The following is a 25,046-nucleotide window of genomic DNA, read 5'->3' on the forward strand; positions in this document are numbered from 1 at the left end:
TATTGTTAAATCTCTTTGCCAATTTTATTTCGACGCAAACGGTTTCGTCGGCGCTCAGGATTCTCTATAATGACGCCCGTTTTCCCCCCTTGCGCACACTGTAAGCGCCCCGGCGCTTCGAAGACGAGAGACTTATGATGGAAATTCTGCGTGGTTCGCCTGCACTGTCTGCCTTCCGTATTACCAAACTGCTGGCACGTTTTCAGGCGGCCGACCTTCCGGTAAGCAATATTTACGCTGAGTATGTCCATTTTGCTGACCTGAATGCCCCCCTGAATGCAGAGGAGCGCGTACAGCTGGAACGCCTGCTCAAGTATGGCCCAAGCCTCAGCAGCCATACGCCAACCGGCAAACTGATCCTTGCGACGCCGCGTCCGGGCACCATCTCCCCCTGGTCTTCCAAAGCCACCGACATCGCCCACAACTGTGGCCTGAGCCAGATTAACCGTCTGGAGCGCGGCGTGGCGTACTACGTGGAAGCCTCTACCCTGAGCGACGCGCAGTGGCAGGCGGTTGCGGCTGAACTGCACGACCGCATGATGGAGAGCGTATTTGCCTCTCTTGATGACGCGCAGAAGCTTTTCTCCCACCATCAGCCTGCGCCGGTACAGAGCGTGGACCTGCTGGGGCAGGGCCGTCAGGCGCTGATTGACGCCAACCTGCGTCTCGGCCTGGCGCTGGCAGAAGACGAGATCGACTACCTGCAGGATGCGTTCGTTAAGCTCAACCGCAACCCGAACGACATTGAACTCTACATGTTCGCGCAGGCGAACTCGGAGCACTGCCGCCACAAGATTTTCAATGCCGACTGGATTATTGACGGCGAACAGCAGCCAAAGTCGCTGTTCAAAATGATCAAAAACACCATGGAACAAACGCCTGACCACGTGCTGTCTGCCTATAAAGACAACGCCGCGGTGATGGAAGGTTCCGAGGTGGGCCGCTTCTTCGCCGATCGCGAAGCAGGGCGCTATGACTTCCATCAGGAGCCAGCGCATATCCTGATGAAAGTGGAAACCCACAACCACCCGACCGCGATCTCCCCGTGGCCGGGTGCGGCGACCGGCTCCGGCGGTGAAATCCGTGACGAAGGGGCGACCGGTCGTGGTGCAAAACCAAAAGCGGGTCTGGTCGGTTTCTCCGTCTCCAACCTGCGTATCCCGGGCTTTGAACAGCCGTGGGAAGAAGATTTCGGCAAGCCAGAGCGCATCGTGACCGCGCTGGATATCATGACCGAAGGCCCGCTGGGCGGCGCGGCGTTTAACAACGAATTTGGTCGTCCGGCGCTGAACGGTTACTTCCGTACCTATGAAGAGAAAGTGGAGAGCCACAACGGCGAAGAGCTGCGCGGCTACCACAAACCGATCATGCTGGCGGGCGGGATCGGCAACATCCGTGCCGATCACGTGCAGAAAGGCGAGATCGTCGTCGGCGCGAAGCTGATCGTGCTCGGCGGCCCGGCGATGAACATCGGTCTGGGCGGCGGTGCGGCCTCTTCGATGGCCTCAGGCCAGTCTGATGCGGATCTCGACTTCGCGTCCGTGCAGCGTGACAACCCTGAGATGGAGCGTCGCTGCCAGGAAGTGATCGACCGCTGCTGGCAGCTGGGCGATGCTAACCCGATCCTCTTTATCCACGACGTGGGCGCGGGCGGTCTGTCCAACGCCATGCCGGAGCTGGTGAGCGACGGCGGCCGCGGTGGCCGTTTCAACCTGCGCGATATCCTGAGCGATGAGCCGGGCATGAGCCCGCTGGAAATCTGGTGTAACGAATCCCAGGAGCGCTACGTGCTGGCCGTTGCGGAGGATCAGCTGCCGCTGTTTGACGAGCTGTGCCGCCGCGAGCGCGCGCCGTATGCCGTCATCGGTGAAGCGACCGAAGAGCAGCACCTGACTCTGAGCGACACCCATTTCGACAACCAGCCGATCGATCTGCCGCTCGACGTCCTGCTCGGTAAAACGCCGAAGATGACCCGCGACGTGCAGACCCGTAAAGCGGCGGGCAAAGCGCTGGATCGCCAGGGCATTACCGTAGCTGAAGCCGTTAATCGCGTGCTGCACCTGCCAGCTGTTGCTGAGAAAACCTTCCTGGTGACCATCGGCGACCGTACCGTGACCGGTATGGTATCCCGTGACCAGATGGTCGGCCCGTGGCAGATCCCGGTGGCGAACTGCGCCGTGACCACCGCGAGCCTCGACAGCTACTACGGCGAAGCGATGGCGCTGGGTGAACGCACCCCGGTCGCGCTGCTGGACTTCGCGGCCTCTGCCCGTCTGGCCGTCGGTGAAGCGCTGACCAACATCGCCGCGACTCAGATTGGCGATATCAAACGTATTAAGCTCTCCGCAAACTGGATGGCCGCTGCCGGTCACCCTGGCGAAGACGCGGGCCTGTATGAAGCCGTGAAGGCGGTGGGCGAGGAGCTGTGTCCTGCCCTCGGCCTGACCATTCCGGTGGGCAAAGACTCCATGTCGATGAAAACCCGCTGGCAGGAAGGCAGCGAGCAGCGCGAGATGACCTCCCCGCTGTCGCTGGTGATCACCGCGTTTGCCCGCGTGGAAGACGTGCGTCACACCGTTACGCCGCAGCTTGCGACGGAAGACAACGCCCTGCTGCTGATTGATCTGGGCAAAGGCAACAACGCGCTGGGCGCGACCGCGCTGGCGCAGGTTTACCGTCAGCTCGGCGACAAGCCCGCCGACGTGCGCGACGTGGCGCAGCTGAAAGGCTTCTACGACGCGATTCAGGCGCTGGTGGCGCAGCGTAAGCTGCTGGCCTACCACGACCGTTCCGACGGCGGCCTGCTGGTGACCCTGGCAGAGATGGCCTTCACCGGCCACTGTGGCGTGGAAGCGAACATTGCGACGCTTGGCGAAGACCGTCTGGCTGCGCTGTTTAACGAAGAGCTGGGCGCCGTGATTCAGGTGCGTGCGGCGGATCGCGATGCGGTTGAAGCGATTCTGGCGCAGCATGGCCTGGCTGACTGCGTGCACTATCTGGGTAAAGCCGTTCAGGGCGACCGCTTCGTCATTGAAGCTGACGGTCACGCCGTGTTCAGCGAAAGCCGCACCACGCTGCGCATGTGGTGGGCGGAAACCACCTGGCAGATGCAGCGCCTGCGTGATAACCCGGAATGTGCCGATCAGGAGCACAACGCGAAGGCCAATGACCAGGATCCAGGCCTGAACGTGAAGCTCTCCTTCGACATCAACGAAGACATCGCCGCGCCGTACATTGCGACCGGCGCGCGTCCGAAAGTGGCCGTGCTGCGCGAGCAGGGCGTTAACTCCCACGTTGAGATGGCGGCTGCCTTCCACCGCGCGGGCTTTGACGCTATCGACGTCCACATGAGCGACCTGCTGGCAGGCCGTACCGGTCTGGAAGATTTCCAGGCGCTGGTGGCGTGCGGCGGCTTCTCCTACGGCGACGTGCTGGGTGCGGGCGAAGGCTGGGCGAAGTCCATTCTGTTCAACAGCCGCGTGCGCGACGAGTTCGAAACCTTCTTCCACCGTCCGCAAACGCTGGCGCTGGGCGTGTGCAACGGCTGCCAGATGATGTCTAACCTGCGCGAACTGATCCCAGGCAGCGAAGCCTGGCCGCGCTTTGTGCGTAACCAGTCAGACCGCTTTGAGGCGCGCTTCAGCCTGGTAGAAGTGACTCAGAGCCCGTCTCTGCTGCTGCAGGGGATGGTCGGGTCGCAAATGCCAATCGCCGTTTCCCACGGTGAAGGTCAGGTAGAGGTGCGTGATGCTGCGCATCTGGCTCAGCTGGAGAGCAAAGGTCTGGTGGCGCTGCGCTTTGTCGATAACTTCGGCAAGGTGACAGAAACCTATCCGGCTAACCCGAACGGTTCGGTGAACGGTATTACCGCGGTAACCAGTGAAAGCGGTCGTGCAACCATCATGATGCCGCATCCGGAACGTGTGTTCCGTACCGTGAGCAACTCCTGGCACCCGGAAAACTGGGGCGAGGACAGCCCGTGGATGCGCATCTTCCGCAACGCCCGTAAACAGCTGGGTTAAGTTTCAGCATCCTGACTGTAGGCCCGGTAGGCGCGAGCGCCACCGGGCTTTTTTGTCTCTGTCGCAAAATCGCGACAACCCTCTGGTTTAAGTGTCTCCAAAAGGAGACATTTAACCCATTGATTTATATGTGGCAGAAAAGGTTCCCGTTAAGGTGTTGCTGAATAGCGACACTTAGCCTGGAAATCATTCAACCGATAATGAACGGGTTAAGTGAATAAAAAGCATATATTTCAATGTGTTAATATTTTGTTTTGCATTTTGGCATGGGTGTTGCATAATATTAACCAGTGGCTCATTCACCTTCTTATGTCAGCCCCTTCGGGACGTGCTACATAAACTTCGAATGACGCACAAAAAGGTGCCTGCCGTCCAACTACTGATCATAGCGATGCTTTATCAGGCCAGGGCGAAACGTCGAGTTAGGCACCGCCTCATTCCATGACAAAGCCGGGTTTTTACCCGGCTTTGTTGTATCTGAAGGGCAGACTCAGTTACGCTCTGCGTATATCCCCATTAAGAGAGTAATGCGTTGAAACGCTGGCCCGTCTTTCCCCGTTCCCTGCGACAGCTCGTGATGATGGCCTTCCTGCTGATCCTGCTGCCGTTGCTGATCCTTGCCTGGCAGGCCTGGCAAAGCCTGAACGCGTTGAGTGCCCAGGCGGCACTGACGAACCGCACGACGCTTATTGACGCAAGACGCAGTGAAGCCATGACCAACGCCGCGCTTGAGATGGAGCGTAGCTATCGTCAATACTGCGTGCTTGACGATCGCACGCTGGAAAAGGTGTACCAGAGTCAGCGCAAGCGCTATAGCGAAATGCTGGACGCCCACGCCGGCGTATTGCCTGACGACAAGCTGTATCAGGCGTTACGTCAGGATCTGAACGATCTTGCGCAGCTGCAGTGCCACAACAGTGGACCCGATGCCGCCGCCGCCGCGCGTCTTGAAGCCTTCGCCAACGCCAATACCGAGATGGTGCAGTCAACCCGCACGGTAATTTTCTCTCGCGGCCAGCAGCTTCAGCAGGAGATTGCCGAGCGCGGCCAGTTCTTCGGCTGGCAGGCGCTGGTGCTGTTCCTCGTGAGCCTCGGGCTGGTTCTGCTCTTTACCCGCATGATCATCGGCCCGGTGAAGGGGATCCAGCGGATGATCAACCGCCTGGGGGAGGGAAAATCGCTGGGTGATACGGTCGCTTTTAAAGGTCCCCGCGAATTGCGTTCCGTCGGTCAGCGTATTATCTGGCTGTCCGAGCGCCTGGCGTGGCTTGAATCACAGCGTCATCAGTTCCTGCGCCATATCTCCCATGAGCTTAAAACGCCGCTGGCCAGCATGCGCGAAGGGACGGAACTGCTGGCGGACGAAGTGGCAGGGCCGCTTACGCCCGAACAGAAAGAAATTGTCGAGATCCTGGATAACAGCAGCCGCAATCTGCAGAAGCTGATTGAGCAGCTGCTGGATTACAACCGCAAGCTGGCTGACGGAGCGGTCGTACTGGAAAACGTCGACATTGAACCGCTGGTGGATATGGTGATCTCCGCCCATAGCCTGCCAGCAAGAGCTAAAATGATGCATACCGGTGTAGAGCTGAATGCGCCGACCTGTCTCGCTGAACCCATGCTGTTAATGAGCGTGCTGGATAATCTTTATTCCAATGCGGTGCACTATGGTACTGAATCCGGTAACATTTATATCCGAAGCTATACGAAGGGTTCCCGGGTGTTTATAGACGTCGCTAACACCGGCACCCCGATCCCCGATGACGAAAAAACCATGATCTTCGAGCCCTTTTTCCAGGGGAGTCATCAGCGGAAAGGTGCGGTGAAAGGCAGTGGTCTGGGCTTAAGCATCGCCCGGGACTGCATACGACGCATGCAGGGTGAGCTTAACATCGCCACGGACGAACGTTCGGATGTTTGCTTCCGTATTGAACTGCCCCTGAGCCGGAAAAATCAATAAAATGAATCTATGTCTGGTGAGTATGTCACACGTCTTTTCCCGCGCCGTACGCGCGGTGTTTTCCCGCAGCACGCTTCGCCTGAGCCTGCCCTGTGTATTTCTGGCAGGGTGTGTTTCCCATGTGCCACAAAGTGCGATTAGCGATAAACAAGAAGATAAATGGCCCGATAACCAGCTGGCTGATTTCCTCTCAACCCGCTGTGACGACATCTGGAACCTCTCAGGCCATGACGTCGAAACTAACCCGCTGTTCTGGCTGCGCGGGATAGATTGCGCCCAGCGTCTGGCGCCGGTCGACGCCCGCGCGAAAGCGGCGATGCTGGATGATGACACCTGGCAGGACGCCTTCAAGCGTGGGATTTTACTCGCAGATGCGAAAATTACCCCCGTCGAACGCCGCGCCAACGTGACCCGGCTGGACACCTTTGTCGTCAATCTTCCGGTACAGATCCGCCCGGTATACCAGCTCTGGCGCGATGGCCAGACGCTACAGCTTCAGCTTTCTGAAGAGCGCTCCCGCTACAGCAAGCTGCAACAGTCAACCGATAGCGAGCTTGATACACTGCGCCAACAGCAGCAACATTTACGTACGCAGCTGGATACCACGACGCGTAAGCTGGAGAACCTGACCGATATCGAAAGACAGCTCTCGTCGCGTAAATATCAGCCGGGGAGTTCCTCCGCTGCGCCGGACAGCGATACGCCGAAACAAGAGGATGTGAAGCATGACGAGCCGTAAACCAGCCCATCTCTTACTGGTGGATGACGATCCCGGTCTGTTAAAGCTGCTGGGGATGCGTCTGGTGAGTGAAGGCTACAGCGTCGTGACCGCGGAAAGCGGGCTGGAGGGGCTGAAAATTCTCAGCCGCGAGAAAATCGATCTGGTGATAAGCGACCTGCGGATGGATGAAATGGACGGCCTGCAGCTGTTTGCGGAGATCCAGAAGCAGCAGCCGGGGATGCCCGTGATTATCCTGACCGCGCACGGGTCGATCCCGGATGCGGTTGCCGCGACGCAGCAGGGGGTATTCAGCTTCCTGACCAAGCCGGTGGACAAAGACGCGCTGTATAAGGCTATCGACAGCGCGCTGGAACATGCCGCTCCGGCGGGGGATGAAGCGTGGCGGGAGTCTATCGTCACGCGCAGTCCCGTGATGCTGCGCCTGCTTGAACAGGCGAGGATGGTGGCGCAGTCGGACGTTAGCGTGCTCATCAACGGCCAGAGCGGAACCGGGAAAGAGATCCTGGCGCAGGCGATTCATAACGCCAGCCCGCGCAGTAAAAACGCCTTTATCGCCATTAACTGTGGCGCGCTACCGGAGCAGCTGCTTGAATCCGAACTGTTTGGTCATGCCCGCGGCGCATTCACCGGCGCGGTAAGCAGCCGTGAAGGGCTGTTCCAGGCGGCGGAAGGCGGCACGCTTTTCCTGGACGAGATTGGCGACATGCCCGCGCCGCTGCAGGTCAAGCTGCTGCGCGTGCTGCAGGAGCGCAAAGTGCGCCCGCTGGGCAGCAACCGCGATATCGATATTAACGTGCGAATTATCTCCGCTACCCACCGCGATCTGCCAAAAGTGATGGCCCGCAACGAGTTCCGCGAAGATCTCTACTACCGTCTGAACGTGGTCAACCTGAAGATCCCGGCGCTGGCCGAACGTGCGGAAGACATCCCGCTGCTGGCGAACCATCTTTTGCGTCAGGCGGCCGATCGTCATAAACCGTTCGTGCGCGCGTTTTCCACCGATGCGATGAAGCGGCTGATGGCCGCAAGCTGGCCGGGTAACGTGCGTCAACTGGTCAACGTGATTGAGCAGTGCGTGGCGCTGACCTCCTCACCGGTCATCAGCGATGCGCTGGTGGAGCAGGCGCTGGAAGGGGAAAACACGGCGCTGCCGACGTTTGCCGAAGCGCGGAATCAGTTCGAGCTGAACTATCTGCGCAAGCTATTGCAGATCACCAAAGGCAACGTGACCCACGCGGCGCGGATGGCCGGGCGCAACCGCACCGAGTTTTACAAGCTGCTCTCGCGCCACGAGCTGGAAGCGAACGATTTTAAAGAGTAGTACCGCAAAATTTGCCTGAATATGGTACTGTGGGCAATCGATTACGAGGCAGCTTACAGGCAAGAGTTTAAGGACCCACCATGAAAAAGATTGATGCGATTATTAAACCTTTCAAACTGGATGATGTGCGTGAAGCGCTGGCGGAAGTCGGCATCACCGGGATGACCGTGACGGAAGTGAAAGGTTTTGGTCGTCAGAAAGGTCACACCGAGCTTTACCGTGGCGCAGAGTACATGGTCGACTTTCTGCCGAAAGTGAAAATTGAAATCGTGGTCAGCGACGATATCGTCGATACCTGTGTGGACACCATTATCCGCACGGCGCAGACGGGCAAAATCGGCGACGGTAAAATCTTCGTCTTTGACGTGGCGCGCGTGATCCGTATCCGTACCGGCGAAGAAGACGACGCCGCGATTTAAACATTTTCCAGGCCGGGTAAGGCGCAGCCGCCACCCGACGAAAAAAAGCCCCTCAAACGAGGGGCTTTTTGCATTACAGCACCTTATGCGGCCCGAAACATTCGTAATGAATGTTGTCTTTGTTCACGCCCAGCTCAACCAGCTGCTTCGCGGCATACTGCATAAACGCCACCGGTCCACAGACGTAGAACTGCATCTCCGGTGCGCTGAACGCACCTTCATGCTGGCGTAAATCCATCAACCCTTCGCTGTCAAATTGCGCGGCAGCGCGATCCGCTTCCGTCGGCAGACGATACCAGGTATGCGCGGTGAAACGCGGCAGGGAGGCTCCGAGCGTTTTCACCTCATCCGCAAAGGCGTGCACGTCGCCGTTTTCGGCGGCATGGAACCAGTTAACCTGCGCACCGTGGTGTGATTTTGCCAGCGTATCGAGCATGGCCAGCATTGGCGTCTGGCCGACACCCGCAGAGATCAGCGTCACCGGGGTATTCGCTTCAACGGCCATGAAGAAGTCGCCCGCTGGCGCGGCCAGATAGACCACGTCGCCCACGTTAGCTTCGTTGTGCAGCCAGCTGGAAACCTGACCGCCGTCCTCACGCTTCACCGCAATGCGGTAGGCTTTGCCGTTTGGCTTGCGGGTAAGAGAATACTGGCGGATCTCCTGATGCGGGAAACCTTCAGGCTTCAGCCACACGCCCAGATACTGTCCTGGCTGGTAATCGGCCACCGGTTTACCGTCCACCGGCTCAAACTCGAAGCTGGTGATTAACGCGCTGCGCGGCGTTTTCTCAACGATGCGGAATGCGCGGGTACCTTCCCAGCCGCCGTTCTTGCGGGCGTTTTCACTGTAAATCTGCGCTTCACGGTTGATAAACACGTTTGCCAGCACCCCGTAGGCTTTACCCCACGCGTCCAGCACCTCCTGACCCGGGCTGAACATTTCGTCCAGCGTCGCCAGCAGGTGAGTGCCGACGATGTTGTACTGCTCGGGTTGGATCTGGAAGCTGGTATGTTTCTGCGCGATTTTTTCCACCGCGGGCAGCAGCGCAGCCAGGTTTTCAATATTGCTGGCGTAAGCCGCGATGGCGTTGAACAGCGCTTCACGCTGATCGCCGTTACGCTGGTTGCTCATGTTGAAAATCTCTTTGAGCTCCGGGTTGTGCGTGAACATGCGGTCGTAGAAATGGGCGGTGAGTTTAGGGCCGGTTTCCACCAGCAGGGGAATAGTGGCTTTTACGGTAGCGATGGTTTGAGCGTCGAGCATGAGCGCGTCCTTCTGATGTCATTTTAATGATGTATTTTAAATGCATCTTATAAAAAATACCCCTGCGTTGTAAATGGTTCTTTGCAAGATGAAAAATATGCATCACAAACCTGAAAAGAAATCCGCTGGAAAGGGCGAGCGCTTTATTCCTCAAACCCTTGCGTGGCGGGTAGGAAAACGTTTGCGTAAAATCGTTTGTCAAGACCTGTTATCACAGAACTAATCAGTTATACTGTTGCCCGTCGTCCAACAGGACTGCCTTTTCAGGCCAAAATTTACTTGTTAGCTGAGTCAGGAGATGCGGATGTTAAAGCGTGAAATGAACATTGCCGATTATGATGCCGAACTGTGGCAGGCTATGGAGCAGGAAAAAGTACGTCAGGAAGAGCACATCGAACTGATCGCCTCCGAAAACTACACCAGCCCGCGCGTGATGCAGGCGCAGGGGTCTCAGCTGACCAACAAATACGCTGAAGGTTACCCGGGCAAACGCTATTACGGCGGTTGCGAGTACGTTGATATCGTTGAGCAGCTGGCTATCGATCGTGCGAAAGAACTTTTTGGCGCTGACTATGCAAACGTCCAGCCGCACTCTGGCTCTCAGGCTAACTTCGCGGTCTACACCGCGCTGCTGCAGCCGGGCGATACCGTTCTGGGTATGAACCTGGCGCAGGGCGGCCACCTGACTCACGGCTCCCCGGTTAACTTCTCCGGCAAACTGTACAACATCATCCCTTACGGTATTGATGAGTCCGGTAAAATTGACTACGAAGACATGGCGAAGCAGGCTAAAGAGCACAAACCGAAGATGATCATCGGTGGCTTCTCTGCTTACTCCGGCATCGTTGACTGGGCAAAAATGCGTGAAATCGCAGACAGCATCGGTGCTTACCTGTTCGTTGACATGGCGCACGTAGCGGGCCTGATCGCTGCTGGCGTTTACCCTAACCCGGTTCCGCATGCGCACGTTGTGACCACCACCACCCACAAAACCCTGGCGGGTCCACGCGGTGGCCTGATCCTGGCGAAGGGCGGTGACGAAGAGCTGTACAAAAAACTGAACTCCGCGGTGTTCCCAAGCGCGCAGGGCGGCCCGCTGATGCACGTTATCGCGGCAAAAGCGGTCGCGCTGAAAGAAGCGATGGAGCCAGAGTTCAAGGTTTACCAGCAGCAGGTTGCTAAGAACGCCAAAGCGATGGTGGAAGTGTTCCTGAACCGTGGCTACAAAGTGGTATCCGGCGGGACTGAAAACCACCTGTTCCTGCTGGATCTGGTTGATAAGAACCTGACCGGTAAAGAAGCTGACGCTGCCCTGGGCCGCGCCAACATCACCGTGAACAAAAACAGCGTGCCAAACGATCCGAAGAGCCCGTTCGTGACCTCCGGTATCCGTATCGGTTCTCCGGCCGTGACTCGCCGCGGCTTCAAAGAAGCGGAAGTAAAAGAGCTGGCGGGCTGGATGTGTGACGTTCTGGACAACATCAATGACGAAGCGGTTATCGAGCGCGTTAAAGGTAAAGTTCTGGATATCTGCGCACGCTTCCCGGTATACGCATAATTCCTCTGCTTTGCAGAAATAAAAAAGGCCGCGCATGCGGCCTTTTTTTATGGCTTAACGCCGGTCCAGGGAGATGGCGCCAGGTCCGACAATCGCCAGCAAAATAAAGGCGCCAGCAATACTGACGTTTTTGTAGAAGTTAATCATATTCGGTACGACCGCATCACCGGTCATATCCCAGTAGTGGTGACCGATAATCGCCGTGCCCAGCGTATAGAAGACAAACAGTACCGCGAGAGGACGGGTGAAAAAGCCCAGTACGATCAGGATCGCAGCAGGCACTTCCATCACCACCGCAATAATGGCCGCCAGCATGGGCATCGGCGTACCCAGCGAGGTCATATATTGTACGGTACCGCTAAACCCCGTCAGTTTCGGGTAACCAAAGATAATAAACAGCACGACAAGCGCGATGCGGCCAATGAGCAGCAGCAGATGACGCGACTGACCAAAATCGAGATAACGTAGTGAGTTCATGGCAGAAATACCTCTGCAAATGGAGTAATTTAAACGTAATACACATTTTCATTCCCTGCCATAAGCCAGACGACTGCACAAGATGTTAATTTTTCGTTAATTTATAGCAGGCTATCTACTTGCTTAATTTTTATATTCTCGCCAGACTATGGCCTCGATTTCGGGAGGGATTCATGGTCTTGCATTCCACGCGCTGGCTGGCGCTCAGTTATTTCACCTATTTCTTTAGCTACGGCATTTTTCTGCCTTTCTGGAGCGTCTGGCTTAAGGGTATCGGCCTGACGCCCGAGACCATCGGCGTTCTGCTGGGGGCCGGGCTGGTGGCGCGTTTCCTCGGCAGCCTCCTGATCGCCCCGCGCGTCAGCGATCCCTCCTTATTGATCAAGGCCGTACGCATTCTGGCTCTGCTGACCCTGGTCTTTGTGGCCTGCTTCTGGGTCAGCCACCAGTTTGCCTGGCTGATGGTGGTGATGGTCGGCTTTAACCTGTTCTTCTCACCGCTGGTGCCGCTGACGGATGCCCTGGCGAACACCTGGCAGAAACAGATCACCATGGACTACGGTCGCGTGCGCCTGTGGGGCTCTATCGCCTTTGTGATTGGCTCGGCGCTGGTGGGCAAACTGGTCAGCCTTTACGATTACCGCGCCATTCTTGCCCTGCTGAGCATCGGTATTGCCTCAATGCTGCTGGGTATGTTGCTGCGACCGTCGGTGATGCCGCAGGGGGAAAGCCGCCATCAGGAGAGCGCAGGCTGGCCCGCCTGGCGGAGCCTGGTCGCACAGAGCTGGCGTTTTCTGGCGTGCGTATGCCTCCTTCAGGGGGCACATGCGGCGTACTATGGTTTCAGCGCCATCTACTGGCAAGGCGCAGGATATTCCGCTTCCGCCGTGGGCTATCTGTGGTCGCTGGGCGTGGTGGCCGAAGTCATTATCTTTGCCCTGAGCAAAAAACTGTTCCGTCGCTTTGGCGCGCGTGACCTGCTGCTGCTTTCCGCCGTGTGCGGCGTGGCGCGCTGGGGGATTATGGGCTGGACGACCGATCTGCCGTGGCTGATTGTGGCGCAAATTCTTCACTGCGGCACCTTTACCGTGTGCCATCTGGCGGCCATGCGCTATATCGCTGCGCGCGAGGGCGGGGACGTGATTCGCCTGCAGGCCGTCTATTCGGCAGTGGCAATGGGGGGCAGTATTGCGATCATGACGGTCTTTGCGGGGTTCCTCTATCAGCATCTGGGGCACGGCGTCTTCTGGGTGATGGCGCTCGTTGCCTTGCCCGCCACTGTTGTTCGCCCTAAAGTGGCCGCCCGCGCGTCGCTATGATTCCAGCATGGCGCGAATATGTTCTTGCTGCTGCGCGTTCAGTGTCTCAACGGCATGGATCAGCGGCGGCGAGAACAGCGGCAGGGCCGTAGGGTAGGGGGTGATAACCAGCGCGGCTTCGCGCGGCGCCCCCTCTTTCTGAAAGGCCTGCAGCGTCAGGTAGCGAATGTTGAGCGGCAGCAGCGTCAGCTCGCGAAGCTGCTGTTCGATCTGTTCCTCACTGGCTTTATCGTCTCCCGTCAGCAGGATCACCTGTTTTTCATGCAGATCGGTTTCCTGCATCAGCCAGGCACCGAAAATTACCGCCACCAGACTCATCTCTTCGTCGGAAAAACGCAGCCCGAATTCCGCCTCCAGCTCAAACAGCGCCTCTTTCGTGGTGCGTAACAGACGGGGATAAAGGCGATGGATCTCCTCCGGCAGGCTGTTGTCGATGCCGATCTCAAACAGCGAACGGTCCAGCGCCTGAGCCAGATGGATATACAGCTGATCGGTCAGCCCCTGCTCATCGCTGAAGTTCATTCCGGTCTGCGAGCGAAAACGGGCCACCATGCGCACGATGGCCCGGCGTAGACGCTGATCCTGCTGGTGCTTATCAAGAACCGGATCGGGCGTGCGGAGCATCATAAACAGCAGCGCCAGAAACAGCTGTTCATCCACGTGCGCGCCCTGTGGCACGCGCCGCTTCCAGTGGCGGACAATCTCCTGCGCCGTAAAATACTCTCCCCGCGACTGGGTCCAGCTGCGCTGGGCATGCGAAAACTGCGGCGTATTCCCGAGCTGGTGCTGAATAAGACAATATTGCAGATAGAGCTGTAAAAACTGCACATCGCGGCATTCAAACTGGCGCTGCAGCTTGCGAGAGCAGAAGCCGATCAGCGCCCGCAGGTTCGCATCGTCGTAAAGCGGGCGCGCGATGCCGTGTTGTTTAAGCGCGGTTTTTAATGCGGGGGTAAACTGGTGCGAGACAAACTGCGGGCAGAGCCGCAGCGCCCGACGCAGCCAGTGCAGCAGGCATAAACGCTGATTCAGGGCTGTGCCTTCAATCCGGTAGCAGCCGTCGTGGTGCGTGACGATATCCAGCCGGTGATAGCGCTGGATTTCATCGCGCGTCTCGGCTATATCTTGCCGTGCCATCGCGTCGTCCACGCCGTTGGCAGCGATTATGCTCTGTGCGGTGACGGCAGCATCGGGCAGGTAAAGCATCAAAAGCACCTGGCAGCGGCGCTGCGAACTGGAAAGCACAGATGGAATTTCAAGCGTCGTCATCATCTGTCGGGTATCCAGTGTGAATGTTTGATAAGAATAGCTAAAGGATGAGCGCTGAAAAGCGCGCCGGCAGGCCTTTCACTCAGGATTGCAGGGGAACATCACAGAATTTTTGACGTGAGGAATTGATGCAAACAGTTAAACAAAGTGCGATGGCGTTATTTTTGGCGGTTATCACCTTCACCGCCAGCGCCCACCCTCACAGTTTTATTGGTCTCCAGACCGAGCTGGTCACCGACGGCACGCAGCTGAGCGGCCTGAAAATGCGCTGGACGATGGATGAAATCACTTCGGCTGACCTGCTCTATGATGCGGGAAACGCGAAGCCCGGCGACGACATCTGGAAAAAACTGGCGGCGGAAGTAATGGCCAACGTGCTCGGCCAGCACTACTTCACCGAATTCTGGCATAACGGCCAAAAGGTCAAATTTCAGAACCGTCCAACGGAATACGGGATGACGCGTGACGGGCATCAGGCGGTGCTGACGTTCGTGCTTCCGCTGGCGCATCCTCAGCCGCTGGCCGGGCAAACGTACCGCTTTTCCACTTTTGACCCAACCTACTATGTCGACATGCGCTATGACAAAGACAGCGACGTACGGCTGCCGGACGCGCTGCAAAAAAGCTGCAAAATTGGCGTGCACACCCCGAAACCCAGCGAAGAGACGCTGAATTTTGCGATCTCGCTGGATAAAGCAGATGCCCCGCCTGAGGACATGGAGCTGGGTAAACAGTTCGCGCAGGAGGTGACGTTACAATGTCAGTGATCTCCTCTCCAGTTCGGAAGTCTCGCCGCTGGCTACACCTCTGGCCGCTGGCGCTCTTTTTGCTGTTCGCGGTTTGTGGGGCGCTGTGGCTGTGGCAGGCCTGGCCGCAGGTGATGATGAAAAGCATTATCTGGCAGCGTGAAGTCAACCAGCAGATGAGCGGACTGCTGAAGGCGGTGGCGGATAACCCGGCCAAAGCGGGCGGCTCGCTGCTGGCGTTCAGTTTTGTCTATGGCGTTCTGCACGCGCTGGGGCCGGGGCACGGCAAAGTCGTCATCACCACCTGGCTTGCCACCCATCCGTCAAAGCTGAAATCGAGCATCGGCCTGACGCTGGCCTCTTCGCTGCTTCAGGGCAGCGTGGCGATTGCGCTGGTTGTTGTTGTGCTTTCGCTATTACAGCTTCCGGCGCGCCAGCTGCACATGAGCAGCTTCTGGCTGGAGAAGGGCAGCTATGCGCTGGTAGGCGTGCTGGGGCTGATCCTCTGCTGGCGGGCGCTGAAAAAACTGCGCGCGCTGCTGAAAAAGCCCACGTTCAAATCCTTTACGCCGCACCACGTTCATGATGAACACTGCGGCTGCGGTCATCAGCATCTGCCCACGCAGGAACAATTACAGAACGGCGACGACTGGCGCGCCCGGCTGATGATTATTCTCTCGATGGGGATGCGCCCGTGCTCGGGTGCCATTATGGTGCTGCTGTTCAGTAAGATAATAGGTGTCTTTGGCTGGGGAATGCTGTCGGCGCTGGCGATGGCGGCAGGAACCTCTCTCACCATTTCGTCTTTAGCGCTGCTGGTTCACAGCTTCCGTCAGCTGGCGGTCAAACTCAGCGGCAGTAAAACGCCGGTGCTGTGGCGACAGATAGGGTGGACAACGCTTGCGCTGGCGGGGGGAGTGATTCTGCTGGTGGCGGCGGTGACGATGTGGATGAGCGCGGTGCCGGTGGGAAGGGGATTGCGGCCTTTCTAGCGTACTGAGGGATTTTGTAGGCCCGGTAAGCGTAGCGCCACCGGGCTTAACAAACTGGATTAACGCTTCAGCGCATCGCTCAGTTCATCACGCATGTTGGCCAGCATGGCTTTAACAACGCGTGGGTTACCCGCAACGATGTTGCCGGTAGACATATAGTTATGGCCGCCGGTGAAGTCGCAAACAATGGCGCCTGCTTCACGCGCGATCAGCTCGCCCGCAGCAAAATCCCATGGCTTCAGTGAGAGTTCGAAGTAACCGTCAACGCGGCCGGTTGCTACGTAGGCCAGATCCAGTGCAGCAGAACCGGTGCGACGGAAGTCCGCGCATTCGGTGAACAGTTTGCCCAGGATATTCATATAGGTGGTCGCGTGCTGTTTCGCCTTGAACGGGAAACCGGTCGCCAGGATGGTGCCGTCCAGATCGCGTGCGTTGCTGCAGCGCAGACGGTAGCCGTTCAGCTGCGCGCCCTGACCGCGGGTCGCGGTGAACAGTTCGTTACGCATTGGATCGTACACAACGGCGACTTCAGTACGGCCTTTAATGCGTACGGCGATAGACACAGAGAAGTGTGGCAGGCGTTTGACGAAGTTGGTGGTGCCATCCAGTGGATCGATAACCCATTGAACATCCTGATCGGTACCTTCATGTTCACCGCTTTCTTCGGTGATGATGGTGTGCTGTGGGTAAGATTTGCGGATCGTTTCGATAATAATCGCTTCTGCGGCTTTATCGACGTTCGTCACGAAATCATTGCTGCCTTTCTGGCTGGTTTCTACGGAGTCTGGCGTTTCGTAGTGTTTGGCAATTACATTACCCGCCTTGCGCGCTGCGCGCACGGCGATGGTCAGCATCGGATGCATCGGTCTCTCTCACTGGATGTTAAAGAACAGGAAAATCGGCGCAGAGTATAGCAGCGGGATCGGATTATGTCTCCCGTTTATGATAATATGCCCGAATATTCTTCAGACACTGAATCCAGACATTAAAAATTATGCTGCAAAACATTCGAATCGTGCTGGTCGAAACATCGCACACCGGCAACATGGGCTCCGTTGCCCGCGCTATGAAAACCATGGGCTTAACGAACCTGTGGCTGGTTAACCCGCTGGTGAAGCCAGACTCGCAGGCCATCGCCCTGGCGGCCGGAGCCAGCGACGTGATCGGCAACGCCCAGATCGTCGATACCCTTGACGAAGCGCTGGCCGGCTGCAGCCTCGTTGTCGGTACCAGCGCGCGTTCGCGCACGCTGCCGTGGCCAATGCTCGATCCGCGTGAATGCGGCCTGAAAAGTGTCTCTGAGGCTGAACAAGCACCGGTTGCGCTGGTGTTCGGCCGCGAGCGCGTTGGCCTGACCAACGACGAGCTGCAGAAGTGTCATTATCACGTGGCGATTGCGGCAAACCCGGAGTACAGCTCGCTGAACCTGGCGATGGCGGTGCAGGTTATCGCCTACGAAGTGCGTATGGCGTGGCTGGCGACGCAGGAAAAAGAGATTGAGCCTAAAGAAGAGACGGCCTATCCGCTGGTGGACGACCTTGAGCGCTTCTACGGTCACCTGGAGCAGACGCTGCTCTCTACCGGTTTCATCCGTGAAGGCCACCCGGGTCAGGTGATGAACAAGCTGCGCCGTCTGTTTACCCGCGCGCGTCCGGAAAGCCAGGAGCTGAACATCCTGCGCGGGATCCTGGCGTCGATTGAGCAGAAAAATAAAGAGTAGTGTCGTCTGTTCGCCGGGTGGCGCTTCGCTTATCCGGCCTACAAAACCGCGGGTCGGGTAAGCGAAGCGCCACCCGACAAAAAACGGCACAGAAGGTTAAATACCTGACTAAAACAGTCAAGTAAATAGTTGACCATTTTAGTCAGGAATGTCAGACTTGGCCCTGCTATGCAATACCCCATTTTACAATAAAAAACCCCGGGCAGGGGCGAGTTTGAGGTTAAGTAAGACATGAGACTGACATCTAAAGGGCGTTATGCCGTGACCGCGATGCTGGACGTTGCGCTCAACTCCGAAGCGGGCCCGGTTCCGTTGGCTGATATTTCTGAACGACAGGGGATCTCCCTCTCTTATCTGGAACAGCTGTTCTCCAGACTGCGTAAAAATGGACTGGTTTCCAGCGTTCGTGGCCCAGGCGGCGGTTATCTGCTGGGTAAAGACGCGGGCAGTATTGCAGTTGGCGAAGTGATCAGCGCCGTTGACGAATCCGTTGACGCGACCCGTTGCCAGGGTAAAGGCGGCTGCCAGGGCGGCGATAAATGCCTGACCCACGCGCTGTGGCGCGATCTGAGCGACCGTCTGACCGGCTTCCTGAACAACATCACCCTCGGTGAGCTGGTGAATAACCAGGAAGTTCTGGATGTTTCGGGGCGTCAGCACAGCCATGATTCCCAACGCAGCACCCGCGCGCAGGACGCTATCGACGTCAAATTACGCGCGTAATAAAACGATAAGTATTTCAGAATCAGGCCGGGGCGTAGACTCGCCCCGTGTACTCGGTCGTACATCCAGCCGGTTGCCTGATTCCTTGCATTGAAGCGATGTACGGAGTTTAAAGAGCAATGAAATTACCGATTTATCTCGATTACTCCGCAACCACGCCGGTGGACCCGCGTGTTGCCGAGAAAATGATGCAGTGTCTGACCCTGGACGGAAACTTTGGTAACCCAGCTTCCCGTTCACACCGTTTTGGCTGGCATGCTGAAGAGGCGGTTGATATCGCCCGTAATCAGATTGCTGACCTGGTGGGTGCCGACCCGCGTGAGATTGTTTTCACCTCCGGTGCGACCGAATCCGACAACCTGGCGATCAAAGGTGCAGCCAACTTTTATCAGAAAAAAGGCAAGCACATTATCACCAGCAAAACCGAACACAAAGCCGTGCTGGACACCTGCCGCCAGCTGGAGCGTGAAGGGTACGAAGTTACCTATCTGGCGCCACAGAGCAACGGCATCATCGATCTGAAAGAGCTCGAAGCGGCCATGCGTGATGACACCATTCTGGTCTCCATCATGCACGTCAACAACGAAATCGGCGTGGTACAAGACATCGCGACCATCGGCGAAATGTGCCGCGCGCGCGGTATCATCTACCACGTGGACGCGACCCAGAGCGTGGGCAAACTGCCTATCGACCTGAGCCAGCTGAAAGTTGACCTGATGTCCTTCTCCGGCCACAAAATCTATGGCCCGAAAGGCATCGGCGCGCTGTACGTTCGTCGTAAACCGCGTATCCGCATCGAAGCACAGATGCACGGCGGTGGTCACGAGCGCGGCATGCGTTCCGGTACGCTGCCTGTTCACCAGATCGTGGGCATGGGCGAAGCCTACCGCATTGCAAAAGAAGAGATGGAAACCGAGATGGCACGCCTGCGCACGCTGCGTAACCGTCTGTGGGACGGCGTGAAAGATATGGAAGAAGTGTATCTGAACGGCGATCTCGAGCAGGGCGCACCAAACATCCTCAACGTCAGCTTCAACTATGTTGAAGGCGAGTCGTTGATCATGGCGCTGAAAGACCTGGCGGTTTCTTCCGGTTCTGCCTGTACGTCTGCAAGCCTTGAGCCATCCTACGTGCTGCGCGCGCTGGGTATGACTGACGAGCTGGCACACAGCTCTATCCGTTTCTCTTTAGGTCGTTTCACTACCGAAGAAGAGATTGACTACACCATCAAGCTGGTTCGCAACTCCATTGGCCGTCTGCGCGACCTTTCTCCACTGTGGGAAATGTTCAAGCAGGGCGTGGATCTGAACAGCATTGAATGGTCACATCACTAATCGGTACATAAGGAGAATTCAATCATGGCATACAGCGAAAAAGTCATCGATCATTACGAAAACCCGCGCAACGTTGGCTCTTTTGACAACAGCGACGAATCTGTTGGTAGCGGCATGGTCGGTGCGCCAGCGTGTGGCGACGTGATGAAGTTGCAGATCAAAGTCAACAATGAAGGTATCATTGAAGACGCGCGCTTCAAGACCTACGGCTGCGGTTCTGCTATCGCGTCCAGCTCCCTCGTCACCGAATGGGTGAAGGGCAAGTCTCTGGACGAAGCACAGGCAATCAAGAACACGGATATTGCTGAAGAACTCGAACTGCCACCGGTGAAAATTCACTGCTCAATTCTGGCAGAAGACGCGATCAAAGCCGCCATTGCGGATTACAAAAGCAAACGTGAAGCAAAATAATTGAGGTTTGAGTATGTCGATTACCCTTAGCGACAGCGCTGCCGCGCGAGTAAGCTCTTTTCTGGCGAACCGTGGTAAAGGCTTTGGCCTGCGACTGGGCGTACGTACCTCCGGCTGTTCTGGTATGGCTTACGTACTGGAGTTTGTTGACGAGCCGGCGTCTGACGACATCGTGTTTGAAGACAAGGGCGTGAAGGTGGTGGTCGATGGCAAAAGCCTGCAATTCCTCAACGGCACTCAGCTGGACTTCGTCAAAGAAGGCCTGAACGAAGGGTTCAAATTTACGAACCCGAACGTCAAAGACGAGTGTGGTTGCGGCGAAAGCTTCCACGTTTAACCGCGCGTCATCCGAAACCCCACCGTGGCGTTACCCGCTACGCGTGGGGTTTGTTCTAACAGGCTACCCCTGAGATTGTTATGGATTACTTCACTCTCTTCGGACTACCCGCTCAATACCCGATCGATCTCCAGGCGCTGACGATCCGTTTTCAGGATCTGCAGCGTCAGTACCATCCGGACAAATTCGCGAGCGGTACTCAGGCAGAGCAGCTGGCTGCGGTGTCGCAATCCGCGACCATCAACCAGGCCTGGCAGACGCTGCGCCATCCGCTGGCGCGCGCTGAGTATCTGCTCTCGCTCCACGGTTTTGATCTGGCGAGCGAACAGCACACCGTGCGCGACACGGCGTTTCTGATGGAGCAGCTGGAGCTGCGCGAAGAGCTGGATGAGATTGAACAGGCCAAAGACGAAGCGCGTCTGGAAAGCTTCATCACGCGCGTGAAGGGCATGTTCGATACCCGCCATCAGCAGATGGTGGAGCAACTGAACAACGAGACCTGGGACGTGGCGGCAGACACTGTGCGCAAACTCCGTTTTCTCGATAAACTGCGAAGCAGTGCTGAACAACTCGAAGAAAAGCTGCTCGATTTTTAATTTCGGAAGCAATTATGGCCTTATTACAAATTAGTGAGCCTGGCTTAAGTGCCGCACCGCACCAGCGTCGTCTGGCGGTGGGTATTGATCTGGGCACCACCAATTCCCTCGTGGCGACCGTGCGCAGCGGCCAGGCGGAAACGCTGGCTGACGAGCAGGGCCGCCATCTGCTGCCTTCCGTGGTCCACTACCAGCAGCAGGGTCACGCGGTAGGCTATGACGCCCGCGCGAACGCCGCGCGCGATCCGGCCAACACCATCAGCTCCGTCAAGCGCATGATGGGCCGCTCGCTGGCCGATATTCAGACCCGCTACCCGCATCTGCCGTATCAGCTGCAGGCCAGTGAAAACGGCCTGCCGATGATTGCGACCGCGGCCGGTCTGCTGAACCCGATTCGTGTTTCCGCTGACATCCTCAAAGCGCTGGCGGAGCGTGCCACGGCCACGCTCGGCGGCGATCTGGACGGCGTGGTGATCACCGTTCCTGCTTACTTTGATGATGCACAGCGTCAGGGCACCAAAGACGCCGCGCGTCTGGCGGGCCTGCACGTGCTGCGTCTGCTGAACGAACCGACGGCGGCGGCGATTGCCTACGGCCTCGATTCCGGTCAGGAAGGGGTGATCGCGGTTTACGATCTCGGCGGCGGGACATTTGATATCTCTATCCTGCGCCTGAGCCGCGGGGTATTTGAAGTGCTGGCGACCGGTGGGGATTCCGCGCTGGGCGGCGATGACTTCGACCATCTGCTGGCGGACTACATCCGCGAGCAGGCGGGCATCAGCGATCGCAGCGATGCCCGCATACAGCGTGAACTGCTGGATGCGGCCATCGACGCTAAAATCGCCCTGAGCGATGCGCAGACGGTTACCGTCAATGTTGCGGGCTGGCAGGGTGACATCACCCGCGACCAGTTTAACGAACTGATTGCCCCGCTGGTGAAACGCACCTTACTGGCCTGCCGTCGCGCATTGAAAGATGCCGGCGTTGAGGCTAGCGAAGTGCTGGAAGTGGTCATGGTGGGCGGTTCGACCCGCGTGCCGCTGGTGCGCGAGCGCGTGGGCGAATTCTTTGGCCGCACGCCGCTGACCTCCATCGACCCGGACAAAGTGGTTGCCGTGGGCGCCGCGATTCAGGCCGATATACTGGTCGGCAACAAGCCGGACAGCGAAATGCTGCTGCTGGACGTCATCCCGCTGTCTCTCGGTTTAGAAACCATGGGCGGCCTGGTGGAGAAAGTGATCCCGCGTAACACCACCATTCCGGTGGCGCGCGCGCAGGAGTTCACCACCTTTAAAGACGGCCAGACCGCGATGTCCATCCACGTGATGCAGGGCGAACGCGAGCTGGTGCAGGACTGCCGCTCTCTGGCGCGCTTTGCGCTGCGAGGCATCCCGGCGCTGCCGGCGGGCGGGGCGCATATTCGCGTCACCTTCCAGGTGGACGCGGACGGCCTGCTGAGCGTCACGGCGATGGAAAAATCCACCGGCGTGGAATCGTCCATCCAGGTGAAGCCGTCCTACGGCCTGACCGATGGCGAAATCGCCTCCATGATTCAGGACTCAATGAGCTACGCCGAGCAGGATGTGAAGGCGCGTATGCTGGCTGAACAAAAAGTGGAAGCCGCACGCGTGCTGGAGAGCCTGAACGGCGCGCTCGCTGCCGACGCCGCGCTGTTAAGCGCCGCTGAGCGTCAGGTGATTGACGAAGCCGCCGCGCGCTTAAGCGCCGTGGCCGAAGGCAATGACGCTGACGCAATAGAAGAAGCCATTAAAAACGTTGATAAACAAACCCAGGACTTTGCTGCTCGCCGCATGGACAAATCTGTCCGCGTCGCGCTGAAAGGCCAGTCCGTGGACGAGGTTTAATATGCCAAAGATTGTAATTTTGCCTCATGCGGACCTCTGTCCGGATGGCGCTGTTCTGGAAGCGAAGACCGGTGAAACCATTCTCGATGTTGCCCTGCGTGCAGGTATCGAAGTGGAACACGCCTGTGAAAAATCCTGTGCCTGCACCACCTGCCACTGCATCGTGCGTGAAGGTTTTGACTCTCTCGCCGAGAGCACCGAAGACGAAGACGACATGCTGGATAAAGCATGGGGTCTAGAGCCAGACAGCCGCTTAAGCTGCCAGGCTGCGGTGACCGATGAAGATCTGGTCGTGGAGTTCCCACGCTACACCATCAACCACGCACGCGAGCATTAATATGGGACTGAAGTGGACAGACAGCCGTGAAATCGGCGAAGCGCTCTACGACGCGAACCCGGATCTCGATCCGAAGACCGTACGATTCACCGATATGCATCAGTGGATCTGCGATCTGGAAGATTTCGACGACGATCCAAACGCATCCAATGAAAAAATTCTGGAGGCGATTCTGTTAGTCTGGTTAGATGAAGCAGAATAAATAACAAAACGGGCTGCCTTCAGGCGGCCCGTTTGCTAGTTGCTAATAAGGAAAAATAAAATGACCGAAGCGATGAAGATTACGCTCTCGAATCAGCCTGCTGACGCACGCTGGGGCGAGAAAGCCAGCTACAGCATCAACAACGACGGTATTACCCTGCACCTGACGGGCAACGATGATTTGGGCCTGATCCAGCGCGCCGCGCGTAAAATTGACGGTCTGGGCATTAAGCATGTCTCGCTGGAAGGCGAAGGCTGGGACACCGACCGCAGCTGGGCGTTCTGGGCGGGTTACAAAGGGCCGAAAGGCACCCGCAAAATTGAGTGGGCGAACCTCGACGAAGCCGGTCAGAAAGAGCTGGAAAGCCGTCTGCAAATCATCGACTGGGTACGCGACACCATTAACGCTCCGGCGGAAGAGTTAGGCCCTGAGCAGCTGGCGCAGCGCGCCGTTGACCTGCTGTGCGGCGTGGCGGGCGACAAGATGTCCTACCGCATCACCAAGGGTGAAGACCTGCGCGAGCAGAACTACATGGGTATCCACACCGTGGGCCGTGGTTCTGAGCGTCCACCGGTGCTGCTGGCGCTGGACTACAACCCAACCGGCGATAAAGACGCCCCTGTCTTTGCCTGCCTGGTAGGTAAAGGCATCACCTTCGACACCGGCGGCTACAGCCTGAAGCAGAGCGCGTTCATGGACTCCATGAAGTCCGACATGGGCGGCGCGGCCACCATCACCGGCGCGCTGGCGTTTGCCATCACCCGCGGTCTGAAAAAGCGCGTGAAGCTGTACCTGTGCTGCGCGGACAACATGGTGAGCGGCAACGCCTTCAAGCTGGGCGACATCATTCGCTACCGTAACGGCAAAAACGTTGAGGTGATGAACACTGACGCCGAAGGCCGACTGGTGCTGGCCGATGGCCTGATCGACGCCTCAGCGCAGAAGCCAGAGCTGATTATCGACATGGCGACCCTGACCGGTGCGGCGAAAACCGCCCTGGGCAATGACTACCACGCGCTGTTCAGCTTTGACGACAAGCTGGCCGCACGCCTGCTGGCGAGCGCCGCGGCGGAAAACGAACCGTTCTGGCGTCTGCCGCTGGCCGAGTTCCACCGTAGCCAGCTGCCGTCCAACTTTGCCGAGCTGAACAACACCGCCAGCGCGGCGTACCCGGCGGGGGCAAGCACCGCAGCAGGGTTCCTGTCTCACTTTGTTGAGAACTACCACGAGGGCTGGCTGCACATTGACTGCTCTGCAACCTACCGTAAAGCGGCGGTAGAACAGTGGTCCGCGGGCGCGACCGGTCTGGGCGTGCGTACCGTGGCGAACCTGCTGACGGCTGAGTAATCTTTTTTGCCGGGTGGCGCTACGCTTACGCGCGCCTTCGGCGTCATCATATTGCCCGGCGGCGCTGCGCTTGCACGGGCCTACG

At 57.7% G+C, this 25,046-nt stretch carries 23 protein-coding genes; 19 read left to right on the forward strand and 4 right to left on the reverse strand.

What is annotated here, in order from left to right:
* Nucleotides 1-134 precede the first annotated feature (134 nt).
* The 5 genes from purL (at nucleotide 135) to glnB (ending at nucleotide 8,464) form a co-directional block, all read left to right on the forward strand.
* Entirely contained in the window at nucleotides 135-4,022 is a 3,888-nt protein-coding gene (purL, locus tag HMPREF3143_RS13910) for a phosphoribosylformylglycinamidine synthase (protein WP_070533397.1), read from the forward strand.
* A gap of 532 nt (nucleotides 4,023-4,554) precedes the next feature.
* Nucleotides 4,555-5,982 carry a two component system sensor histidine kinase QseE/GlrK gene (gene qseE, locus HMPREF3143_RS13915; RefSeq protein ID WP_021241873.1) on the forward strand — a complete coding sequence of 476 codons (1,428 nt, stop codon included), beginning with the start codon at nucleotides 4,555-4,557 and terminating at the stop codon, nucleotides 5,980-5,982.
* Between the two features lies 1 nt (nucleotide 5,983).
* Complete coding sequence (gene qseG / locus HMPREF3143_RS13920; RefSeq protein ID WP_070533399.1) at nucleotides 5,984-6,721, forward strand: two-component system QseEF-associated lipoprotein QseG; 738 nt, start codon at nucleotides 5,984-5,986, stop codon at nucleotides 6,719-6,721.
* Nucleotides 6,708-8,045 carry a two-component system response regulator GlrR gene (gene glrR, locus HMPREF3143_RS13925; RefSeq protein WP_021241871.1) on the forward strand — a complete coding sequence of 446 codons (1,338 nt, stop codon included), beginning with the start codon at nucleotides 6,708-6,710 and terminating at the stop codon, nucleotides 8,043-8,045. The genes qseG and glrR overlap by 14 nt, the downstream gene beginning before the upstream one ends.
* A gap of 80 nt (nucleotides 8,046-8,125) precedes the next feature.
* Entirely contained in the window at nucleotides 8,126-8,464 is a 339-nt protein-coding gene (glnB, locus tag HMPREF3143_RS13930; RefSeq protein ID WP_003860685.1) for a nitrogen regulatory protein P-II, read from the forward strand.
* A 73-nt stretch (nucleotides 8,465-8,537) separates the two neighbouring features.
* On the opposite strand, the gene hmpA is transcribed toward glnB, so the two are convergent.
* A complete protein-coding gene (hmpA, locus tag HMPREF3143_RS13935) occupies nucleotides 8,538-9,728 on the reverse strand; it encodes an NO-inducible flavohemoprotein (RefSeq protein WP_070533401.1) in 1,191 nt (396 codons plus the stop codon).
* A 304-nt stretch (nucleotides 9,729-10,032) separates the two neighbouring features.
* Between hmpA and glyA the strand changes: the two genes are divergently transcribed.
* Nucleotides 10,033-11,286, forward strand: coding sequence for a serine hydroxymethyltransferase (gene glyA / locus HMPREF3143_RS13940; RefSeq protein WP_008502165.1), 1,254 nt, complete (start codon nucleotides 10,033-10,035; stop codon nucleotides 11,284-11,286).
* 54 nt (nucleotides 11,287-11,340) lie between these two features.
* On the opposite strand, the gene HMPREF3143_RS13945 is transcribed toward glyA, so the two are convergent.
* Nucleotides 11,341-11,763 (reverse strand): DoxX family protein, encoded by a 423-nt coding sequence (locus HMPREF3143_RS13945; RefSeq protein ID WP_023615984.1) that lies wholly within the window; start codon nucleotides 11,761-11,763, stop codon nucleotides 11,341-11,343.
* Between the two features lie 173 nt (nucleotides 11,764-11,936).
* Between HMPREF3143_RS13945 and HMPREF3143_RS13950 the strand changes: the two genes are divergently transcribed.
* Nucleotides 11,937-13,082, forward strand: coding sequence for a 3-phenylpropionate MFS transporter (locus HMPREF3143_RS13950; protein WP_070533403.1), 1,146 nt, complete (start codon nucleotides 11,937-11,939; stop codon nucleotides 13,080-13,082).
* Here HMPREF3143_RS13950 and csiE read toward each other — a convergent pair.
* Complete coding sequence (gene csiE / locus HMPREF3143_RS13955; RefSeq protein WP_063618362.1) at nucleotides 13,077-14,354, reverse strand: stationary phase inducible protein CsiE; 1,278 nt, start codon at nucleotides 14,352-14,354, stop codon at nucleotides 13,077-13,079. The two genes, HMPREF3143_RS13950 and csiE, sit on opposite strands and share 6 nt — an antisense overlap.
* A gap of 125 nt (nucleotides 14,355-14,479) precedes the next feature.
* Here csiE and HMPREF3143_RS13960 point away from each other — a divergent pair, with 125 nt between their 5' ends.
* Nucleotides 14,480-15,118: a DUF1007 family protein gene (locus tag HMPREF3143_RS13960; RefSeq protein ID WP_023344691.1), complete on the forward strand. Its 639-nt coding sequence runs from the start codon at nucleotides 14,480-14,482 to the stop codon at nucleotides 15,116-15,118.
* On the forward strand, nucleotides 15,109-16,089 hold the full coding sequence (locus HMPREF3143_RS13965; RefSeq protein ID WP_021241867.1) for a nickel/cobalt transporter: 981 nt from the start codon (nucleotides 15,109-15,111) through the stop codon (nucleotides 16,087-16,089). Before HMPREF3143_RS13960 ends, HMPREF3143_RS13965 begins: the two co-directional genes overlap by 10 nt.
* 59 nt (nucleotides 16,090-16,148) lie before the next feature.
* Here HMPREF3143_RS13965 and suhB read toward each other — a convergent pair whose 3' ends face one another.
* Complete coding sequence (suhB, locus tag HMPREF3143_RS13970; protein WP_003860668.1) at nucleotides 16,149-16,952, reverse strand: inositol-1-monophosphatase; 804 nt, start codon at nucleotides 16,950-16,952, stop codon at nucleotides 16,149-16,151.
* A gap of 131 nt (nucleotides 16,953-17,083) precedes the next feature.
* Between suhB and trmJ the strand changes: the two genes are divergently transcribed.
* The 10 genes from trmJ (at nucleotide 17,084) to pepB (ending at nucleotide 24,961) form a co-directional block, all read left to right on the forward strand.
* Entirely contained in the window at nucleotides 17,084-17,809 is a 726-nt protein-coding gene (trmJ, locus tag HMPREF3143_RS13975) for a tRNA (cytosine(32)/uridine(32)-2'-O)-methyltransferase TrmJ (protein WP_070533405.1), read from the forward strand.
* Between the two features lie 231 nt (nucleotides 17,810-18,040).
* Nucleotides 18,041-18,532, forward strand: a complete 492-nt coding sequence (gene iscR, locus HMPREF3143_RS13980) for a Fe-S cluster assembly transcriptional regulator IscR (protein ID WP_008502158.1) — start codon at nucleotides 18,041-18,043, stop codon at nucleotides 18,530-18,532.
* A gap of 119 nt (nucleotides 18,533-18,651) precedes the next feature.
* Nucleotides 18,652-19,866 (forward strand): cysteine desulfurase, encoded by a 1,215-nt coding sequence (gene iscS / locus HMPREF3143_RS13985; protein WP_008502157.1) that lies wholly within the window; start codon nucleotides 18,652-18,654, stop codon nucleotides 19,864-19,866.
* Nucleotides 19,867-19,890: 24 nt separating this feature from the next.
* Nucleotides 19,891-20,277, forward strand: coding sequence for a Fe-S cluster assembly scaffold IscU (gene iscU, locus HMPREF3143_RS13990; RefSeq protein WP_003860661.1), 387 nt, complete (start codon nucleotides 19,891-19,893; stop codon nucleotides 20,275-20,277).
* A 13-nt stretch (nucleotides 20,278-20,290) separates the two neighbouring features.
* Nucleotides 20,291-20,614, forward strand: coding sequence for an iron-sulfur cluster assembly protein IscA (gene iscA, locus HMPREF3143_RS13995; protein WP_008502156.1), 324 nt, complete (start codon nucleotides 20,291-20,293; stop codon nucleotides 20,612-20,614).
* A gap of 80 nt (nucleotides 20,615-20,694) precedes the next feature.
* Nucleotides 20,695-21,210: a co-chaperone HscB gene (hscB, locus tag HMPREF3143_RS14000; protein WP_008502155.1), complete on the forward strand. Its 516-nt coding sequence runs from the start codon at nucleotides 20,695-20,697 to the stop codon at nucleotides 21,208-21,210.
* Nucleotides 21,211-21,224: 14 nt separating this feature from the next.
* Nucleotides 21,225-23,075, forward strand: coding sequence for a Fe-S protein assembly chaperone HscA (gene hscA / locus HMPREF3143_RS14005; protein WP_070533407.1), 1,851 nt, complete (start codon nucleotides 21,225-21,227; stop codon nucleotides 23,073-23,075).
* Nucleotide 23,076: 1 nt separating this feature from the next.
* Nucleotides 23,077-23,412, forward strand: a complete 336-nt coding sequence (gene fdx, locus HMPREF3143_RS14010) for an ISC system 2Fe-2S type ferredoxin (protein ID WP_003860652.1) — start codon at nucleotides 23,077-23,079, stop codon at nucleotides 23,410-23,412.
* A 1-nt stretch (nucleotide 23,413) separates the two neighbouring features.
* Nucleotides 23,414-23,614: a Fe-S cluster assembly protein IscX gene (iscX, locus tag HMPREF3143_RS14015; protein ID WP_003860650.1), complete on the forward strand. Its 201-nt coding sequence runs from the start codon at nucleotides 23,414-23,416 to the stop codon at nucleotides 23,612-23,614.
* Nucleotides 23,615-23,674: 60 nt separating this feature from the next.
* The gene (pepB, locus tag HMPREF3143_RS14020) at nucleotides 23,675-24,961 is read left to right on the forward strand and encodes an aminopeptidase PepB (RefSeq protein WP_070533409.1); all 1,287 of its coding nucleotides are present in this window, start codon (nucleotides 23,675-23,677) and stop codon (nucleotides 24,959-24,961) included.
* Nucleotides 24,962-25,046 lie beyond the last annotated feature (85 nt).

Origin of the sequence: Enterobacter sp. HMSC16D10 (assembly GCF_001807145.1) — a bacterium.
Taxonomy (GTDB): Bacteria; Pseudomonadota; Gammaproteobacteria; order Enterobacterales; family Enterobacteriaceae; genus Enterobacter; species Enterobacter roggenkampii.

Bases quoted from the DNA above. Each gene is read 5' to 3' on its own strand.
- iscR (WP_008502158.1), top strand. From the start codon at position 18,041: ATGAGACTGACATCTAAAGGGCGTTATGCCGTGACCGCGATGCTGGAC.
- hmpA (WP_070533401.1), bottom strand. From the start codon at position 9,728: ATGCTCGACGCTCAAACCATCGCTACCGTAAAAGCCACTATTCCCCTG.
- iscA (WP_008502156.1), top strand. From the start codon at position 20,291: ATGTCGATTACCCTTAGCGACAGCGCTGCCGCGCGAGTAAGCTCTTTT.
- trmJ (WP_070533405.1), top strand. From the start codon at position 17,084: ATGCTGCAAAACATTCGAATCGTGCTGGTCGAAACATCGCACACCGGC.
- HMPREF3143_RS13960 (WP_023344691.1), top strand. From the start codon at position 14,480: ATGCAAACAGTTAAACAAAGTGCGATGGCGTTATTTTTGGCGGTTATC.
- glrR (WP_021241871.1), top strand. From the start codon at position 6,708: ATGACGAGCCGTAAACCAGCCCATCTCTTACTGGTGGATGACGATCCC.
- glnB (WP_003860685.1), top strand. From the start codon at position 8,126: ATGAAAAAGATTGATGCGATTATTAAACCTTTCAAACTGGATGATGTG.
- iscX (WP_003860650.1), top strand. From the start codon at position 23,414: ATGGGACTGAAGTGGACAGACAGCCGTGAAATCGGCGAAGCGCTCTAC.
- suhB (WP_003860668.1), bottom strand. From the start codon at position 16,952: ATGCATCCGATGCTGACCATCGCCGTGCGCGCAGCGCGCAAGGCGGGT.
- pepB (WP_070533409.1), top strand. From the start codon at position 23,675: ATGACCGAAGCGATGAAGATTACGCTCTCGAATCAGCCTGCTGACGCA.
- HMPREF3143_RS13950 (WP_070533403.1), top strand. From the start codon at position 11,937: ATGGTCTTGCATTCCACGCGCTGGCTGGCGCTCAGTTATTTCACCTAT.
- qseG (WP_070533399.1), top strand. From the start codon at position 5,984: ATGAATCTATGTCTGGTGAGTATGTCACACGTCTTTTCCCGCGCCGTA.
- HMPREF3143_RS13965 (WP_021241867.1), top strand. From the start codon at position 15,109: ATGTCAGTGATCTCCTCTCCAGTTCGGAAGTCTCGCCGCTGGCTACAC.
- iscS (WP_008502157.1), top strand. From the start codon at position 18,652: ATGAAATTACCGATTTATCTCGATTACTCCGCAACCACGCCGGTGGAC.
- hscA (WP_070533407.1), top strand. From the start codon at position 21,225: ATGGCCTTATTACAAATTAGTGAGCCTGGCTTAAGTGCCGCACCGCAC.
- iscU (WP_003860661.1), top strand. From the start codon at position 19,891: ATGGCATACAGCGAAAAAGTCATCGATCATTACGAAAACCCGCGCAAC.
- glyA (WP_008502165.1), top strand. From the start codon at position 10,033: ATGTTAAAGCGTGAAATGAACATTGCCGATTATGATGCCGAACTGTGG.
- fdx (WP_003860652.1), top strand. From the start codon at position 23,077: ATGCCAAAGATTGTAATTTTGCCTCATGCGGACCTCTGTCCGGATGGC.
- HMPREF3143_RS13945 (WP_023615984.1), bottom strand. From the start codon at position 11,763: ATGAACTCACTACGTTATCTCGATTTTGGTCAGTCGCGTCATCTGCTG.
- purL (WP_070533397.1), top strand. From the start codon at position 135: ATGATGGAAATTCTGCGTGGTTCGCCTGCACTGTCTGCCTTCCGTATT.
- csiE (WP_063618362.1), bottom strand. From the start codon at position 14,354: ATGATGACGACGCTTGAAATTCCATCTGTGCTTTCCAGTTCGCAGCGC.
- hscB (WP_008502155.1), top strand. From the start codon at position 20,695: ATGGATTACTTCACTCTCTTCGGACTACCCGCTCAATACCCGATCGAT.